Source organism: Butyricimonas sp. DFI.6.44 (assembly GCF_022132345.1).
In the GTDB taxonomy this organism is placed as follows: domain Bacteria; phylum Bacteroidota; class Bacteroidia; order Bacteroidales; family Marinifilaceae; genus Butyricimonas; species Butyricimonas muris.
In genome coordinates, this window is record NZ_JAKNJD010000003.1 from 219,088 (window position 1) to 235,469 (window position 16,382).

Below are 16,382 nucleotides of genomic sequence, written 5' to 3' on the forward strand. Positions count from 1 at the left end.
TCTGAAATCTAAAATTATTTAATTCCCAATAGTTGTTGGTATGCTTTCAAGTCTTCCAGCACGTTGCATTTCACGTGAACGTAGTGCTTGATACCAACCTCTTCCAATTGAGGTCTGCTTTCCGGGTTACCGGCAACCACGATGATTGCCTTGTCTTTCAACGCAGCGTAAACTTCCGGGGCAATCGTTGCGTACTCGTCGTCAGAGCTACAAATTACCACGATGTCTGCCTTATTGTCGATACATGCTTTAGCACCTTCTTCAACTGTCTTGAACCCGTTGTTGTCCATTACTTGGAATCCGGCGCAAGCGAAGAAGTTGCAAGCGAATTGAGCTCTGGCTTTACGCATAGCTAAATTTCCCATCGGCAACATGTAAACCACCGGACGGTGTCCGTTCTCTTTCGCGAACATGTCGGTTCTCAAGCGCATAGCCTCGAACGCTTGTGTTCCACGGTAGGGTTTCAATGTTTCTACCACTGCATCCGGTGCGGTTTCGTCTTCCGGCTCTAGGATACAAGCGCAAAGTTCACGGTCAATTTTTTCGTTGAAGTTCGGGAATTGGTTCGTACCCAAGAAGTTTTCTTTCCGGTTAGCGATATCCTGATCTCTTTTCTGTGCGGTAGCTTTCACGGCTGCCTGAACGAACCCGTTCTCGATCGCTTTTACCATTCCGCCTTGTTCCTGTACTTGGAGGAATAATTTCCAAGCAGCCTCGGCAATGAATTGGGTCAATTCCTCGATGTAGTATGAACCACCTGCCGGGTCAACGATCTTATCGAAATGAGATTCTTCTTTCAACAATAATTGTTGGTTACGAGCCACGCGTTCTCCCAATTCGGAAGGATGGCATTCGTAGATATAGTCGTACGGGTGAACCGTGAACGAGTCAACACCGCCAAGTGTCGCGGACATGGTTTCCGTTTGTGTGCGGAGCATGTTCACGTTCGGGTCGTAAACCGTCTTGTTCCATTCTGATGTTTCAGCGTGGATATTCATCTTGCACACGCAGTCGCAGCAAGGATTGTAAGCCTTCACGATCTTTGCCCACAAGTAACGGGCTGCTCTCAGTTTGGCTATTTCCATGAAATATTTTGAACCGGTAGCGAAGTGGAAACGCACGCGGGGAGCGACGTCCTTCACGTCCATTCCGGCGTCAGTCAAATTGTTTAAGTATTCTACTCCGGCAGCCAGACTGAACCCGAGTTCTTGCACGATGGAAGCTCCCGAGTTATTGAACACGTATCCACCCACTTCAATGGTCTTGAAGTTTTTCAGGGCAGCGGTACTTTCGGTTGCGGCTTTTACAACGTCAAACGGTTTGGCGTCGCAGAATTTACCTTGCAAAAGGAGTTTGCTGATCGGGTCGATGTTGATTCCACCTTTAATTTTTTCCGGATCAATACCTTTTTCGGTAACATATTCCTTGAACAGATTCAAGATAGCTACCTTGTTGCAGCAAGCCACGAAATTGATTTCGATGCATTCCAGACAAATGTCTTTTAAAAGAGCGGCCATGTCGGCTTTCGTGAAATTCTTGCAATTGGAAAGTACGAAACCGAGAGAGTCAACACCTTTGTTCAAAATATCCAACGCTTTCTTGTTTGCCTCGGCAACATCCTCTACCATGATGTCTTGGCGTACAAACCACGCGTTGTTGTCTTTTTTATTACCTCTCACGAAAGGATATTCTCCCGGGAAGCACGCTAAGTTCTTGAGGTTTTCCATGTCTTCCAACCGGTACATCGGCTGCACGTTGAAACCCTCGTTTGTTCTCCAAACCAGCTTTTTATCGAAGTCAGCCCCTTTTAGGTCTGCAATGACTTTGTCCTTCCACTCCTGTGTCGTGTTGGGTGCAAATTCATTGAAAAGCTTTTCGTTTACATTCTCTGCCATAATAGATTTTTATGTATTTATTCTGTAACTGTTTGTTATTAAAAACGAAAGGCAAAATTAGGCGTTTTTGTATAAATAAAAAAGAAATTCTTCTTTATTTCTACCCCTTGATTGGATTATAAGTCTTTTTAAGAGTTGGAAGGGAGGGGTAATTTTAGATTTAATGATTTTAGATTTTAGATTATGTCCGGTAACAAGTGCTTTTATTTAAAGAATTTTTGCAGGAATTCAGGACTTCCCCAATCTATTTTGAATTGAGTGCTTGGTAAACTACCCCTCTAACTCCCCCTTACACGGGGGGCGTTGAGTTCTCCATTTCGCCTTATCTCTTGTTCACGATTTGGTCTGCCATCTTCACGGCTTCATACGCGTTCACGATTCCACCCGCGATGCAGAGTGACGCGAAAGGAATTTGCACTGTTCCGCTATACAGGGAATATCCCAATGACCGGGACACGGTGTCGCCTCGCCGGGTGACTGCCGTTTGCATGATAATATTCTTCACTTGAATGGCGGACAATTCCGGATAATATGCCATTAATATCGCCGCTACCCCTGCCACCATCGGTGAAGCCATGCTAGTTCCGCCTTGTTGGGAATATTTGTTCCCCGAGACGGTGGAATTAATCGATTCACCCGGTGCAAACACGTCAACCTGTTTCTGCCCGAAATTTGAAAATATTGCCGGATTACCTTGTACATCAGATGCCCCGACAATCAAGAACGAGCGGATTCGTCTTTTCCCAATATAGGGCTTGGGGTAAAGGGTAATACTGTCGGCGTTTATACTGCTATTCCCTGCCCCTCGCACGAGCAGGACACCTTTCTTTTCCGCGTACGCTAACGCCTTTTGTACCCATTTTTCCCGTGGAGACATCCATTTCGAGAAACTCATGTTTATAATATTTGCCCCGTTGTCCACCGCGTAACGAATGGCATTCGCCACATCTTTGTCATATTCGTCTCCATCCGGGATTGCTCGTACAATCATCAATTCCACGTGATTGGCAACACCGTCTATTCCAATACCGTTACCTCGTTCGGCACCGATGATTCCCGCGACGTGTGTGCCATGATCCCGTACCCGAATGTGTAACGAAGCCGACCAAAGAATGTTATTCCCGTAAAAACGATCATTCACGTTTTCTAGATTGTCACCGATCAAAGGGCGGTGGTCCTGCATGGGACCGAACAGATCCGTGAAATGCTTTTCCACGTTCGCTATTTTTACTTCGTCACCCTCTTCTTTTGCTTTTTCCAGTTCAAGATATATCTTTCCCACGGGAGATGTTTGAAAAAGATCACGCGAGCGGGTAAATTCCTTTTCTTCCCGTTTATTTCGTTTCTTCGCGAATAACTCGTCATAACGTTCGCGGTGTAGCATGAAGTAACGGTTTCTTTCGTCAACCCCTCGTCCGATTACCGTTCCGTCACTTTTACCAAGGAAGTTCCAGCCATGAATATCATCCACGTAACCATTTCCGTCGTCGTCTATGCCGTTACCGGGAATCTCTTTCGGGTTCACCCACAAATTGGCCTTTAGATCCTCGTGGTCAATGTCTGTTCCCGAATCGATAACCGCCACGATAACTTTCCTCTTTTTCGGTTTATCTTTTAAAAACTCGTAAGCCCGCTCAACCTCCATACCGTAGACAGAATCCTTTGAGAACGAGAGCAACGGCCAATCTACGGGAGGCTTCTTTATCTCCTTAAAAGCTGTCGAAACTCCTTTAGCCTGAGCTGAAACGCCCTCTGCCACACAGAAAAGTACTACCAAAGTAAACATTATAATCTTCATACTATTGATTTGAAATTATACATTAAACATCGTTCATTAATAGGGATAAGGATTGTACCTTTATCTTATGAAGTACCGGAAAATCTTAAAAAGGTCTATTGTGAATCTATAAATTAATGATATTTGTACATCCGACTTTCTTGCCGGGGGCGAGAGAATGTCATTACCGGGATAGAGGATGGATACCTGCCTTTGATAGAGAACTAAATCTGAACAAGTCTTTCACGTGTTGAATTTTTTTTACTCGGGAGAACAGGTGTGGATTATTTAACAATCGGGTGAATTCCATGTTCTTGTCTTTTGTCGGGAAAATATTATTTCGTAATTTGCGACGTTAATTTTAAAAGCAAAAAACACATGAAGAAAATTAGAGCAGCCATTGTCGGGTATGGCAATATCGGTCACTACGTGTTGGACGCACTGGAGGCGGCCCCCGACTTTGAAGTGGCAGGAGTGGTACGTCGGGATGCAGCGAATGTCCCGGTGGAGTTGAAGGACTATTTGGTCGTGTCGGATATTGCTCAAGTCAAAGATGTTGATGTGGCAATCTTGTGTACCCCCACTCGTAGCGTGGAGGAATACGCTTCCCGAATTTTAGCCATGGGAATCAACACGGTGGATAGTTTCGATATTCACACGGAAATTACCGGATTACATAAACGTTTGGGTGAGGTTGCCCGGAAACACGGGAAAGTGGCTGTTATTTCAGCCGGCTGGGACCCGGGAAGCGACTCCGTGGTACGTGCCTTGTTGGAGGCTTGCGCCCCGAAAGGGATTACATATACAAATTTCGGTCCGGGCATGAGCATGGGACATACCGTTGCCGTGAAAGCCGTGAAAGGTGTAAAAGCCGCTCTTTCGATGACTATTCCAGTGGGAACGGGTATTCATCGTCGTATGGTGTATGTCGAATTGGAGGATGGATACGATTTCAAGACCGTGGCGGAAGCTATCAAAACCGATCCTTATTTCGTGCATGACGAAACACACGTGATGCAGGTGGAGAGCGTGGATAACCTGAAAGATATGGGGCATGGCGTGAATCTTACCCGCAAAGGCGTATCCGGTAAGACTCAGAATCAGTTGTTTGAATTTGATATGAAAATCAATAATCCGGCACTGACGGGACAAATACTCGTGGCTACCGCCCGCGCTTCCATGAAGCAACAACCGGGATGTTACACGCTGATAGAGATTCCGGTGATTGATATGCTGTATGGCGATCGGACGGAGTTGATCAGGCATCTGGTGTAAATTTCTGTCGGGTAATATATATTAGCGGCTTCTCTGCTTGTGACAGATGGGGAAGCCGCTATTTTATATTACGATTTCATTTATCCGTTCCAATTCCCACCCCCGAAACTGCATCACGATGCAATGCAAGGCTGTGCCTTGAACCAATTGTTTCACACGCGGAGCCACGGCGTATCTTTTTATCTGTTCCACGGCTTCCAGCCATTGCGTTCCGGCTTTTGCTTCGGAGTCTTTCGCGGATAGGTATTTTAATTCCAGTATGTAACTATGCTTCACTTTATAACGTTGTAAGTCAGGCATCAGGAACAAGTCGCAATAGCCATGATTCAATTCCACTTCCGGGGCAATCAGGTAGTAAGCATTCGTGCTCAGGTAGGCGGTGAAGAATCCTTGGATATTACGTTCTCCTTCAATGGTGTCACGGACGGAGGAATTTTCTTTGTAGGTTTGGGCGATGAATGTCAATGCCTCGTGCCAATGACCGTCATAAGCCATGTCGTAGAACATCGAACCCAGCTTGTTCAAATTAATATATTTCCTGTTTTGGTACTCTTCCAGCATAAATTCGTAATATTGCTTACGGACGTTGTTGTTTGGAATCCCCAGTACCAAATCACTTCCGCGTGTGGCGGTGATGGTCAACATGCCATAATAGAACAACAGGCTGGGGAATATCTCAGGGTCTGCTATTTTGGCTGCCGAAAAGGTAGTTACCAGGTTGGTGACTATCTGCCCCTCTTCGGTTATTTTACGCAACACGCCTCTTCGGTCACCGTCCAAACGATCCAGTTGGATGAGCCGTTTCATTTTGTTGTAATCCGTGCGAGTGTTGGGGTCTATCATTTCTTTCGGTGATTTTCCAAGAGTCATGTAATGACGCAGGTAATAGAACACCATGTCACAATTGAATATCTTCGGGTCGCGTTCCAAGCTTTCTTCCGCGAAGCAGTAGTTATCATACCACGGCTTTATTTCCGCTATCATGGCTTCTATGTCTAGGTCAGTCGGTAGTTGTCCGGCATTTTTATAATATAGAATCATTTCGCGAACATCTTTTTCACTGAATCCCAGCATCATGTTGAATTGGAAGTCAGTACTGATATTCCAGCCGATGTTGAACCCGCTGGTTAGGTCGTCCAAGGTCACGGGACTGACCCCGGTCATGAAGATGCGCTCGAACATACCTTTGAATTTCTTGAAAATCTCGCGGTAGAACCCGCTAGCGTGTGTCAGGGCGTGATATACTTCATTGCCTTGTTCGTTGAGGACGACGTTGGTGAAGTTGTCATACTCGTCGATAATGAGGTAGAGCGATGCATCGGTATTGCGTGCTTTTCTGTCCAAAAAGTTCAACTTGTTGCTGAAGCCGGATTGTTCTTTCATCTCGCTTCTGAATCCCGGGTAATAGTATGACTCGTAAATCTGGGCGAAATCATCCAGACCACCACTGCAATAATCATCAAAGTTTTGAGCCAATGTCCCCCCGAACCCACCTACACGCGAGAAATCGAGGTAAAGTATTTGGAACTTTCCTTGTAATGGCGTGGGGTGCGAACCTATCCAAAGATTCCCGAATCGTTTCTGAAATGCACCTTTTTGATTGATATCGTAATACGCCCGTAGCATACTTAGGAAAATACTCTTCCCGAAACGGCGGGGACGGATAAAGAATAAATTGGAGGGTTGCTCTTCTAATAGGGGCAGGTACGCGGTTTTATCCACGTAATATTGGTTTTGTTCTACTACTTCCACGAAGTTGGAGATTCCATAAGGGATTTTTTTTATATTTTCCATAACTGCTCCAGTTTTTAGTTTGTACCCGTGAGTTAGTACAAAAGTAACTCTTTCTGCTTGAAAGAACAAGGAATGGGAAAGAAAGTTGGGAGGGATACAAAGTTCCCCCTAAAAGACAGAAACACTTTTAGGGGGAACTTCAAATGAAATTTACTCTCTTTTTGAGATAATATTCTTAATATTATATGGCTTATTCAACGTCTGCACCACCTGCGGTACCATCTTCCCATACTGTAATAGCCGCACTCGGGGCAATCCCAGTTCCTTTAAAGGTTAAGGTTATCGTGTAAGCTTTTCCAGCTTGAAATTTATTTTCGTCTGTTCCTTGAATTGTAATGTCTTGTGCGTCATATTTATCGGCAGACACCGTAAGTGTGATTGATGACATTTTCGGTTGTAACATTATTTTTTGAGTTGCAGTAGAAGTAGTTGTGGTAGCTGTTCCGTTTGTTATTGGTATAATCGTTGATACTGCTGTATTCCAATCTGATAATGTTCCATCTGCTAAGGCTAATTTGAATGTCGTGTTGGCATCTTTTATTGTTACCGATACATTTGTAATATCGTCATCTGTTGAAGCTGCTTCTCTTTTTATTGCAAAATTGAATTGTGTCAGTAAATGGTTGAAAGCTATAGAGGTCATTGGAGCTCCTTTACTACCGGAGGTAGGATTTGCATAAATTACATCTTCTTGTCCTGTAATTGTCATGCTCGCAACTCCATCTGTAATACTTGTTGCAGCTGGATAAAAACCTACGATATTTGTATTACTTCCATCTACGGGATAGTATTGAGAGGGATTAAATGTGATTGTACCCGTGATTGCGGCAATTGAACCTGTTAGAGAAATGGTGGATATTGTTGTCCAATCTGTGGTTGTTCCATCAATTCGAGCGAATTGTACACCACTAGCTATCCCGGTTGTTAGAGTCACTTCTGCACGTGCTAAAGCTTCTACTCCTGCATTCAATTTTATCTCCACCGGAGCATTCGGGTCAATTTCATCTTCTGAAGTTGTAGTACAACTTGTCATAGCTGCTATGGCAAGTAAAGAGAAAATCATTTTTTTCATATCTTGAAGTTTTAATTTTGCTTCTGCAAATGTGAGTTGTTTTTGGAAAGGGGGATGAGTAATATGTAAAAAACAAATTCTATTTACTTTTTCGCTATCGTTTTGTATGAATTTTAAATTTTGTACGTATTCGTAATTTTCAGGAATATTCTACGTATCGCTGTTTCCACTGCTTGGGGGTAATGCCTTCGTTGAGTTTAAAGGAGGAGATAAAAGAGGAAAGCGAGTTGAAACCAACCAGAGAGGCGACCTCTTGAATTTGCATTTCGGGATGTTCGATGAATAGAATGGTCGCTTTCTGGATACGGTATTTATTGACGAATTGGTAGAAACTAAAACCGAATTCGTTATTGATGAGATTCGAGATATAAGTACGGTTTGTCCCGAGAAGTGCGGCAACGTCGTTTATGGTGAGGTTCCCGTTCGTGTATATTTCTTTCTCGTCGAAAAGATGAACAAGTTCGTCTTTCATCTTCTCTCTTTTCATCCCTAAGTTCTTCAGGTATTTTTCGGGAAGAGGGGGGAAAACGGGTGATATTTCGTTCTCTTGTTCTATTGTCAGTTCATCCGGACAGCTTTTTACTTCACACGGGGGAAGCGGCTCTTCCTTGACTTGCGCGTGTTGAGGGGTATAGCATATATACGGTTCGTTGAGGGCGTGGATGAAAAGGTAGGGCACGAAACAGATAAAACTAAGATGAACAAGGTAATTGCTCCATACCGCTTGGGTAAAAGATGTACAAAGCATGATTACAGCATAGAGAATAGCCAAGGGGATGGCATGATTCAGCCAGCGGAGGTCTATATTTTCTTTGGAAGAATAGTTTTCTTCCACGGTTTGAACGTGTTCCCGTTTTAATTTGAGGATACGCGAGGTGTACACGGTAATCATGGAAGCCTGAATCGTCAGACAGATATATCGAAAAATGGAAAAGAGAGAGTTTTTATCATAGAACTCTCGTTGAAAAAGGCTCTCTTTTTCTTCAAGAGGGAAAAGTAACAGACCCGCGACAAGCATGACGATACCCGGTATGAAATGTAACCAGATTTTCTCCCGGGCTATTTTTTCCGGTTTCGTGAGTTTCCGGAAATAGAAGAAATACATGGGGATCAAAAATAAATGGATCGTGATATCAAACCCGGGCAAGAAGAACTCGTTTGTTCGGTACGCGTGTATATCTTGAATCATGTCGGGGATGAAAAGCAAGCCGGAGAATGTGAGCACGACTCCCAGTACTCGGCGGGGATGCATTCCGGCTTCTTCACTATACGCGGCTCCCTTTAAGATCAGTAACGTGATACCGCAGAACAGGGGTATAACAAAAGAGAGGACGTATGAAAAATACATCCAGAATGTTGCCGAAAATAGACTATCATTCATCATGTCGCGCAATGTTGTCGATTTACCTTCTTTGACGTGGCAAATATAATACAAATTGTGTCTATTTCGAGGGTGTTTGAGCGTTTGGAATGTTAATTAACAAAAGGGATTAAAATTGATTCTTTAAAAATTGACATCCTGCCGTAAACTTTGTACTTTCGTCCCATCTATATTAGAATCAGGTTTCATGAATGATGAAAAACTAAAAGAAGAAGTTCGCAAGGCTTGCGAAATCTTACGAAACGGTGGGGTAATTCTTTACCCGACGGACACGATATGGGGTATCGGCTGTGACGCGACGAACGAGGACGCCGTGAAAAAGGTGTACGAGTTGAAGCACCGGGAAGACTCCAAGGCCATGTTGGTTTTGTTGGATGATGTCGGGAAATTGGCTTCTTACGTGACGGTACCGGATATCGCTTACGATTTATTGGAGGTGAACGACAAACCGATGACGGTTATTTACCCGGGTGCGAAGAATATGGCAAAGAATCTGATTGCGACGGATGGAACAATCGGCATCCGGATCACCTCGGAGGCTTTCACGAAAGCGTTGCTTTACCGTTTCCATAGACCCATCGTGTCAACTTCTGCGAACATCAGTGGTGAGCCTTCCCCGAAGTGTTTTGCCGAGATCAGTGATGCCGTGAAAGCGGCAGTGGATCACGTGGTGGATTACCGTCAGGGAGAAACCGCTAATCCCGCCCCTTCCAGTATCATCAAGCTGGGCGCGGGCGGAGAAATCCAAATCATCAGAAAATAATAACCTGAATTTTGGAAGTTGTGGATGGCATTCATTTTCAATTTTCAATTTTCAATTTTCAATTGTTTTATGGCTTTAATTTTAAATATCGATACCTCCACGGATATTTGCTCCGTGGCAATAGCCCGGGAGGGGAAGGTGATCGCGTTGAAAGAGAATAACGAGGGTTTCAATCATTCTACTTTATTAGGCGTGTATGCGGATGATTTGCTGAAGGAAAACGGTTTGACCGCGAATGATCTGGATGCGGTTGCCGTGAGTATGGGACCCGGTTCATACACGGGGTTGCGTATAGGAGTTTCTTTAGCCAAGGGAATTTGTTTCGGTGCGGGCAAGCCCTTGATAGCCGTGAGTACCTTGGAAGCTCTGGCGAATGCCGTTGCCGCAAGGAAAGGCGAAGGCGGGTATTATTGCCCGATGATTGATGCTCGTCGCATGGAAGTGTACACGGCGGTTTTTGATCGGGAGGGGATTACCGTGAGGGATATTCATGCCGAAGTAATAGAGGAGGGTGCGTTTGCCGATTTGTTGGATGGGCATAAGATGTTTTTCTTCGGGAACGGGAGTGATAAGGTAAAGGAGGTTATACGCCACCCGAATGCTGAATTTATTCCGGGAGTAGAAACTTCCGCGGCTAATATGACACTGCTTGCCGAACGGAAATTCGAGGCGGGAGATTTTGAGGATGTGGCTTATTTTGAGCCTTTTTATTTGAAGGATTTCGTGGCTACCGTGCCGAAGCGAAAAGTTTTGTGATAAAAATTATTTGTGATGAATATAAAATTATTGAACCCGTCGCATTGGACGGATTACGAGTTGATAGATAGTGGTGCTTTCGAGAAATTGGAACGTTTCGGACGTTACGTGATTGCACGACCGGAGCCGCAGGCTATATGGAATAAATCGCTTTCCGACGAGGAATGGCATCAACGGGCGGATGCTTATTTCAAGAAAGACAAGAAGAACGAGGATCGGGGAGAGTGGGTTTGTAAACCGAAAATGTTACAGCAGTGGTTCGTGAACTACCGGTACGGGGACATGGCTCTCCGGATGCGTTTGGGGTTGACTTCTTTCAAGCACGTGGGGATATTCCCGGAACAGGCGGAGAACTGGGATTTTATATTCGAGCAAGTGAAACGGATCGGCACGGGGGCGAAAGTGCTGAACTTGTTTGCTTACACGGGAGGGGCTACTTTAGCTGCGAAGAGTGCGGGGGCGGATGTTACTCACGTCGATTCGGTGAAACCCGTGGTGTCTTGGGCACGGGAAAACATGGAAGCTTCCGGTTTGGACGGGGTACGTTGGATCGTGGAGGATGCTTTGAAATTCGTGCATCGGGAAGTGCGGCGAGGGAAAAAATATAACGGGATTATTCTTGATCCGCCTGCCTATGGACGCGGTGCGAATGGCGAGAAATGGGTACTCGAGGAGAATATAAACGAATTGATAACCCTTTGTGGTCAGTTGTTGGAACCGACGAACAGCTTTTTGGTGTTGAATTTATACTCTATGGGACTGTCAGCCTTATTAGCCCGAAGCGTGGTGCGTCAGTTGGTCGGGGAATGTCGTGGCGAACAATTCGGTGAATTGTATTTTACCGATTCATTTGAAAAAGCGTTACCGTTGGGGGTGTATTATAGATTATGGCGTTAATAAGAAGAAGTTATGACACCAAAAGAAGCTGTACAATTATTTGAAGCGAGAAAAGTCTGTACCGTTTGAGATAGCGAACAGGAGAAATGGTATTTTTCTATCGTGGATGTAGTTGGTATTTTAACAGAAAGTACTGATGGGCGTAAGTATTGGAATAAATTAAAACAACGTCTTAAAGAAGAAGGAAATGAAACGGTGACAAATTGTCACCAGTTGAAGTTAAAGGCTACATACGGGAAAATGCGAATGACTGATGTTGCAGATACTGAACAACTATTCCGGTTAATTCAATCCATTCCTTCCCCTAAAGCAGAACCGTTTAAATTGTGGATGGCGCAAGTTGCCAAGGAACGTTTAGACCAATTACAGGATCCTGAACTGTCGATCGAGCAAGCCATGCTGGATTACAAACGATTGGGATATTCTGACGATTGGATAAATCAACGTTTGAAAAGTATTGAGGTACGCAAAGAACCACCGACGAGTGGAAACACCGGGGTGTAAAAGAAGGGCAACAATTCGCGACGCTGACGGATATCATAACACAAGCTTGGGCTGGAATGACAACCAGAGAATACAAGCAGTTTAAAGGACTGAAGAAAGAAAATCTCCGGGATAATATGACTAACATGGAGTTGATCTTGAATATGCTTGCCGAAGCCACGACAACTGAAATCTCGAAAGAAAGAAAACCGGAATCCTTTGAAGAAAGTCAACGGGTTGCTCAACAAGGGGGACGAATAGCGGGTATACCCGGAAAGAAATCGAAGCCCAAACAGGTAAGAATATAATTTCTCCATTAAACGCTAAGAAGCATTTGCAGCTTGATGATTCGGGAGAAAAGAAAAATGATCATCAAGAAACACCGGAACTTGAATAAGAATAAAAAAATCACTTGCTCGAGAATCATCCATCGTTCTAACTTTATATCTTTGGAATCCGCGATTTAAAATAGTAAATCTAAAATTTTCAGATTTATGCTGATTTTCTTATCTTTGCACCCTCAATGAAAAATATTAAATCTAAAAAATAATACTAGATGGCAACTACCGCTGATTTTAGAAATGGATTATGCATCGTTTTCAAAGACGATTTATACAGAATTGTACAGTTTCAACACGTGAAGCCCGGTAAAGGACCCGCTTTCGTGAGAACCAAAATGCAAAATATCAAGACCGGTCGTACGCTTGAGAATACGTTCACTTCCGGGGTAAAAATTGATGTTGTGCGTATCGAAAGGCGCCCGTATCAATTCCTGTACATGGAAGGTGAAGACTATATTATGATGCATACCGAAACTTACGAGCAAATTCCAATCGCTAAAGATCTGATCAACGCTCCTCAATTCTTGAAAGAAGGCGATGCTGTTGAAATGGTTGTACATGCTGACACGGAAACTCCCTTGTATGTAGAATTATTGCCGACAGTTGTTCTCGAGGTAACTTACACGGAGCCGGGATTGAAAGGCGACACTGCTTCTTCTACGGCATTGAAAGCTGCTGAGGTTGAAACAGGGGCAAGAGTAATGGTTCCTCTCTTCATTAATACCGGTGAGAAAATCCGCATCAAAACAGAGGATGGAACATACGTGGAACGCGTGAGAGATTAGTAATTTACGATTTTAGATTTTAAATTTTAGATTGAAAAAAATAATTTGAAATTTAAAATCTAAAATTGAATTAGATTTCAATCTCTCCATTCGCTTCGGCTTGGAGTTTTTGGATAACCTTTTCGGCGGAGTTTTGCTCCGCTTCTTTTTTGGATGCTCCCACGCCTCGTGCCATGATAGTTTCGCCGATAGTAATCGTGCAGATGAATTTCGAGCGACGGGCGTTTCCTTCCAGTGTGTCGATTTTAAGGTCTGCTTTTTGTTTCTGTGCCCATTCGATAAGGCGGCTCTTGTAATTCTTATCGACGTAAACGAGGTCTTCCAAATTCACATAATGAGGGAAAATGTAATTCTCGATAAATGCTTTTGTCTTATCGTAACCTTGATCGAGATAGATTGCCCCGGTGAAAGCCTCGAATACATCCCCGTAGATGTGTTTGTTTTTGGAAATATCCGATTTGGCGATAACCTCTTCGCTCAATCCCATTTTGATAGCGATGATGTTTAACGATTCCCTGCTCACGATCTTGGAACGCAGGCGGGTCATGAAACCTTCATCTTTGTTGGGGAAGAATTTATACAGAATTTCAGCGACAATAGCTCCCAGAACGGCGTCTCCCAAAAATTCCAATCGCTCGTAATTCAGGACAGCTCCGCTTTTCGTGTATCTTGATGCCGATTTATGCAGCAATGCTAAGGTGTACAAGCCTCTATTGCCGGGTATAAAACCCCATTCTGTAATAGACAATCCATAAAACTTTTCTTTCCGATGAAGATAAAGTTTTATGGATTGAATTATTTTACTAATCACTTTCCAAATGTTTTTAGTTAGTGATTATTTTTTAAACACTACGCAAGCATTGTGACCTCCGAAACCGAAAGTGTTACTAATGGCTACATTGATTTTTCTTTCCTGAGCCTTATTGAACGTGAAATTCAGCTTCGGATCCAGTTCCGGATCGAGATTGCTGAAATTAATGGTAGGGGGTACAATGTCGTTTTTCACAGCCAGGACACAAGCGATTGCCTCCAAGGCACCGGCGGCGCCTAATAAATGTCCTGTCATTGATTTGGTAGAACTGATGTTCAGCTCGTAAGCGTGTTCTCCAAATGCTCTCTGAATGGCCTTAGGTTCTGCCACATCTCCTAACCCGGTTGACGTCCCGTGCACGTTAATATAATCAACGTCTCGCGTGGTAAGTCCGGCATCTTCTACGGCGAGCAACATCACGTCAGCGGCACCTTCTCCGTTCGGATCGGGAGCCGTCATGTGATAGGCATCACAGTTTGAAGCACCGCCGGCGAGTTCGGCGTAGATATGGGCACCTCTTTTAACAGCATGTTCGTACTCTTCCACGATCAGGCAAGCACCACCCTCGCCAATCACGAAACCGTCACGATCCGCGTCGAAAGGACGGGAAGCCGTTTTCGGGTCGTCATTGCGAGTCGACAAAGCCTTCATGGAGTTGAAACCGCCTACTCCCGGGGGGGTAATGGCTGCTTCCGATCCACCGGCAATGATCACGTCTGCTTTTCCTAACCGGATAAGATTTAATGCATCTACTAACGAGTGTGCGGATGAAGCACAGGCTGATACGGTCGTGTAGTTCGGGCCTTTCAGACCTTCTTCTATAGCGATCATAGCTCCGCCCATGTTAGCAATCATCTTGGGTATAAAGAATGGGTTGAATCTGGGTGTGCCGTCTCCCAATGCAAATGTTTTACATTCTTCGTAGAATGTATCCAATCCCCCGATACCTGCTCCCCAGATTACTCCGATTCTCTTTCTGTCCTCTTGCGAGAAATCGAGTCCGGCATCTTTCACAGCCTCTCTGGAACAAATCAGAGCGAATTGGCTGTAAAGATCCATTTTACGGACTTCCTTCTTGTCGAAGTATTCCGTGGGCTCGTAGTTTTTAACTTCGCAAGCGAATTGCGTGCGAAATTTAGATGCATCAAAACGAGTAATAGGACCGGCGCCACTGACGCCAGCTTTCAAGTTTTCCCAAAATTCAGCCACATTGTGACCTAAAGGATTGATAGTACCAAGACCAGTTATTACTACTCGTTTGAGGTTCATAAAATCAATATTAAATTATTGAGCGTTAGCTTCAACGTATGCAATCGCGTCACCCACGGTAGCGATTTTCTCGGCTTGATCGTCCGGAATAGTAATATTGAATTCTTTTTCCAATTCCATGATCAACTCTACTGTATCCAAAGAGTCAGCGCCTAAATCATTTGTAAAAGTTGCACCCGGTGTAACTTCTGATTCGTCAACTCCTAATTTATCAACGATGATAGCTTTAACTCTGTTTTGAATGTCAGACATAACATTAAATTTTAATTAGACATTTTTTAAATTCACACTAACGTCTATAACAGACGTCATAACTCTCTAAGTTCGGGCGCAAAGTTAGAGAATTTATTTTTCCTAGAAAATTTTTTGGCATGAATAAACTCTTGCTTATCTTTATGCGTTTGATATTTAATAGATTACAAGATGAAAAAAGTTGCAATATTTGCCTCTGGATCAGGTTCTAACGCCGAAAACATCATTAATTATTTCGAAAACGACACCGAAAATGTCGTGAAAATCGTGTTTTGTAACAAACCGAACGCGTACGTTTTGGAACGGGCGAAACGATTGGGGGTTCCTTCCTTCGTGTTTAACCGGGATGAATTTTATCATTCCGACTTAGTAATAAACGAGTTGAGGCGTCTGGAGATCGATTTTATCGTGTTGGCGGGCTTCATGTGGAAGGTCCCGGATGCTATTATTGAGGCTTATCCCGACCGGATCGTCAACATCCATCCGGCGCTTTTACCCTCTTACGGCGGTAAGGGAATGTACGGCATGCACGTGCACGATGCCGTCATCGCGGCGGGAGAAAAAGAAAGCGGCATCACGATCCACTACGTGAACGGTCACTATGACGAGGGGGCTGCCCTGTTTCAAGCAAAATGTACCATCACCCCTGAAGATACCCCCGATACCTTGGCGGAAAAAGTACACGCCTTGGAATACGAGCATTTTCCGCGAGTGATAAAAGAAGTGTTGGAAAAACTCTAAAGAGTCTTTCTAATTTTAAATTTTAGATTTTAAATTGAATGATTGCCGATTGTGGAATTTAATGTTTGTCAATCGTGTAATTCATGTTCA

General features: G+C 44.0%; 14 protein-coding genes and 1 pseudogene. 7 read left to right on the forward strand and 8 right to left on the reverse strand.

Going from position 1 to position 16,382, the window contains the following annotated elements; translation table 11 throughout:
- Positions 1 to 14: 14 nt before the first annotated feature.
- Both L0M98_RS06030 and L0M98_RS06035 read right to left on the reverse strand, forming a co-directional pair.
- Positions 15 to 1,895 carry a methylmalonyl-CoA mutase family protein gene (locus tag L0M98_RS06030; protein ID WP_227216541.1) on the reverse strand — a complete coding sequence of 627 codons (1,881 nt, stop codon included), beginning with the start codon at positions 1,893 to 1,895 and terminating at the stop codon, positions 15 to 17.
- 322 nt (positions 1,896 to 2,217) lie between these two features.
- Positions 2,218 to 3,693, reverse strand: coding sequence for a S8 family peptidase (locus L0M98_RS06035; RefSeq protein WP_227216543.1), 1,476 nt, complete (start codon positions 3,691 to 3,693; stop codon positions 2,218 to 2,220).
- A 357-nt stretch (positions 3,694 to 4,050) separates the two neighbouring features.
- Between L0M98_RS06035 and L0M98_RS06040 the strand changes: the two genes are divergently transcribed.
- Positions 4,051 to 4,947 carry a diaminopimelate dehydrogenase gene (locus L0M98_RS06040; protein WP_227216545.1) on the forward strand — a complete coding sequence of 299 codons (897 nt, stop codon included), beginning with the start codon at positions 4,051 to 4,053 and terminating at the stop codon, positions 4,945 to 4,947.
- A gap of 63 nt (positions 4,948 to 5,010) precedes the next feature.
- Here L0M98_RS06040 and L0M98_RS06045 read toward each other — a convergent pair whose 3' ends face one another.
- The 3 genes from L0M98_RS06045 to L0M98_RS06055 form a co-directional block, all read right to left on the reverse strand.
- Positions 5,011 to 6,741 (reverse strand): ATP-binding protein, encoded by a 1,731-nt coding sequence (locus L0M98_RS06045; protein WP_186976052.1) that lies wholly within the window; start codon positions 6,739 to 6,741, stop codon positions 5,011 to 5,013.
- A 190-nt stretch (positions 6,742 to 6,931) separates the two neighbouring features.
- Positions 6,932 to 7,813, reverse strand: coding sequence for a fimbrillin family protein (locus L0M98_RS06050; protein ID WP_227216547.1), 882 nt, complete (start codon positions 7,811 to 7,813; stop codon positions 6,932 to 6,934).
- 139 nt (positions 7,814 to 7,952) lie between these two features.
- Positions 7,953 to 9,197, reverse strand: a complete 1,245-nt coding sequence (locus L0M98_RS06055; protein WP_227216549.1) for a helix-turn-helix domain-containing protein — start codon at positions 9,195 to 9,197, stop codon at positions 7,953 to 7,955.
- A 184-nt stretch (positions 9,198 to 9,381) separates the two neighbouring features.
- Between L0M98_RS06055 and L0M98_RS06060 the strand changes: the two genes are divergently transcribed.
- From L0M98_RS06060 to efp, 5 genes and pseudogenes are all read left to right on the forward strand, one after another.
- Positions 9,382 to 9,957 carry an L-threonylcarbamoyladenylate synthase gene (locus tag L0M98_RS06060; protein ID WP_099291519.1) on the forward strand — a complete coding sequence of 192 codons (576 nt, stop codon included), beginning with the start codon at positions 9,382 to 9,384 and terminating at the stop codon, positions 9,955 to 9,957.
- A gap of 69 nt (positions 9,958 to 10,026) precedes the next feature.
- Complete coding sequence (gene tsaB / locus L0M98_RS06065; protein WP_227216551.1) at positions 10,027 to 10,713, forward strand: tRNA (adenosine(37)-N6)-threonylcarbamoyltransferase complex dimerization subunit type 1 TsaB; 687 nt, start codon at positions 10,027 to 10,029, stop codon at positions 10,711 to 10,713.
- 15 nt (positions 10,714 to 10,728) lie between these two features.
- Positions 10,729 to 11,610, forward strand: a complete 882-nt coding sequence (locus L0M98_RS06070) for a class I SAM-dependent methyltransferase (RefSeq protein ID WP_099291520.1) — start codon at positions 10,729 to 10,731, stop codon at positions 11,608 to 11,610.
- Between the two features lie 12 nt (positions 11,611 to 11,622).
- Positions 11,623 to 12,490: pseudogene (locus L0M98_RS06075) on the forward strand (BRO-N domain-containing protein).
- Between the two features lie 159 nt (positions 12,491 to 12,649).
- On the forward strand, positions 12,650 to 13,219 hold the full coding sequence (gene efp, locus L0M98_RS06080; protein WP_099291522.1) for an elongation factor P: 570 nt from the start codon (positions 12,650 to 12,652) through the stop codon (positions 13,217 to 13,219).
- A 70-nt stretch (positions 13,220 to 13,289) separates the two neighbouring features.
- On the opposite strand, the gene rnc is transcribed toward efp, so the two are convergent.
- Genes rnc through L0M98_RS06095 form a run of 3 tightly spaced genes read right to left on the reverse strand, consistent with a single transcriptional unit; the run spans position 13,290 to position 15,551 of the window.
- Positions 13,290 to 14,030: a ribonuclease III gene (gene rnc, locus L0M98_RS06085; RefSeq protein WP_227216553.1), complete on the reverse strand. Its 741-nt coding sequence runs from the start codon at positions 14,028 to 14,030 to the stop codon at positions 13,290 to 13,292.
- Positions 14,031 to 14,054: 24 nt separating this feature from the next.
- A complete protein-coding gene (gene fabF / locus L0M98_RS06090; RefSeq protein ID WP_227216555.1) occupies positions 14,055 to 15,299 on the reverse strand; it encodes a beta-ketoacyl-ACP synthase II in 1,245 nt (414 codons plus the stop codon).
- Positions 15,300 to 15,314: 15 nt separating this feature from the next.
- A complete protein-coding gene (locus tag L0M98_RS06095) occupies positions 15,315 to 15,551 on the reverse strand; it encodes an acyl carrier protein (RefSeq protein ID WP_018337766.1) in 237 nt (78 codons plus the stop codon).
- Between the two features lie 171 nt (positions 15,552 to 15,722).
- Between L0M98_RS06095 and purN the strand changes: the two genes are divergently transcribed.
- Complete coding sequence (gene purN, locus L0M98_RS06100) at positions 15,723 to 16,292, forward strand: phosphoribosylglycinamide formyltransferase (protein WP_099291524.1); 570 nt, start codon at positions 15,723 to 15,725, stop codon at positions 16,290 to 16,292.
- Positions 16,293 to 16,382: the final 90 nt, after the last annotated feature.

Excerpts from the sequence above, each read along its gene's own strand:
- L0M98_RS06070 (WP_099291520.1), top strand. The coding sequence starts at position 10,729 with ATGAATATAAAATTATTGAACCCGTCGCATTGGACGGATTACGAGTTG.
- purN (WP_099291524.1), top strand. The coding sequence starts at position 15,723 with ATGAAAAAAGTTGCAATATTTGCCTCTGGATCAGGTTCTAACGCCGAA.
- L0M98_RS06035 (WP_227216543.1), bottom strand. The coding sequence starts at position 3,693 with ATGAAGATTATAATGTTTACTTTGGTAGTACTTTTCTGTGTGGCAGAG.
- L0M98_RS06040 (WP_227216545.1), top strand. The coding sequence starts at position 4,051 with ATGAAGAAAATTAGAGCAGCCATTGTCGGGTATGGCAATATCGGTCAC.
- L0M98_RS06045 (WP_186976052.1), bottom strand. The coding sequence starts at position 6,741 with ATGGAAAATATAAAAAAAATCCCTTATGGAATCTCCAACTTCGTGGAA.
- L0M98_RS06060 (WP_099291519.1), top strand. The coding sequence starts at position 9,382 with ATGAATGATGAAAAACTAAAAGAAGAAGTTCGCAAGGCTTGCGAAATC.
- L0M98_RS06095 (WP_018337766.1), bottom strand. The coding sequence starts at position 15,551 with ATGTCTGACATTCAAAACAGAGTTAAAGCTATCATCGTTGATAAATTA.
- L0M98_RS06050 (WP_227216547.1), bottom strand. The coding sequence starts at position 7,813 with ATGAAAAAAATGATTTTCTCTTTACTTGCCATAGCAGCTATGACAAGT.
- tsaB (WP_227216551.1), top strand. The coding sequence starts at position 10,027 with ATGGCTTTAATTTTAAATATCGATACCTCCACGGATATTTGCTCCGTG.
- L0M98_RS06030 (WP_227216541.1), bottom strand. The coding sequence starts at position 1,895 with ATGGCAGAGAATGTAAACGAAAAGCTTTTCAATGAATTTGCACCCAAC.
- L0M98_RS06055 (WP_227216549.1), bottom strand. The coding sequence starts at position 9,197 with ATGATGAATGATAGTCTATTTTCGGCAACATTCTGGATGTATTTTTCA.
- efp (WP_099291522.1), top strand. The coding sequence starts at position 12,650 with ATGGCAACTACCGCTGATTTTAGAAATGGATTATGCATCGTTTTCAAA.
- fabF (WP_227216555.1), bottom strand. The coding sequence starts at position 15,299 with ATGAACCTCAAACGAGTAGTAATAACTGGTCTTGGTACTATCAATCCT.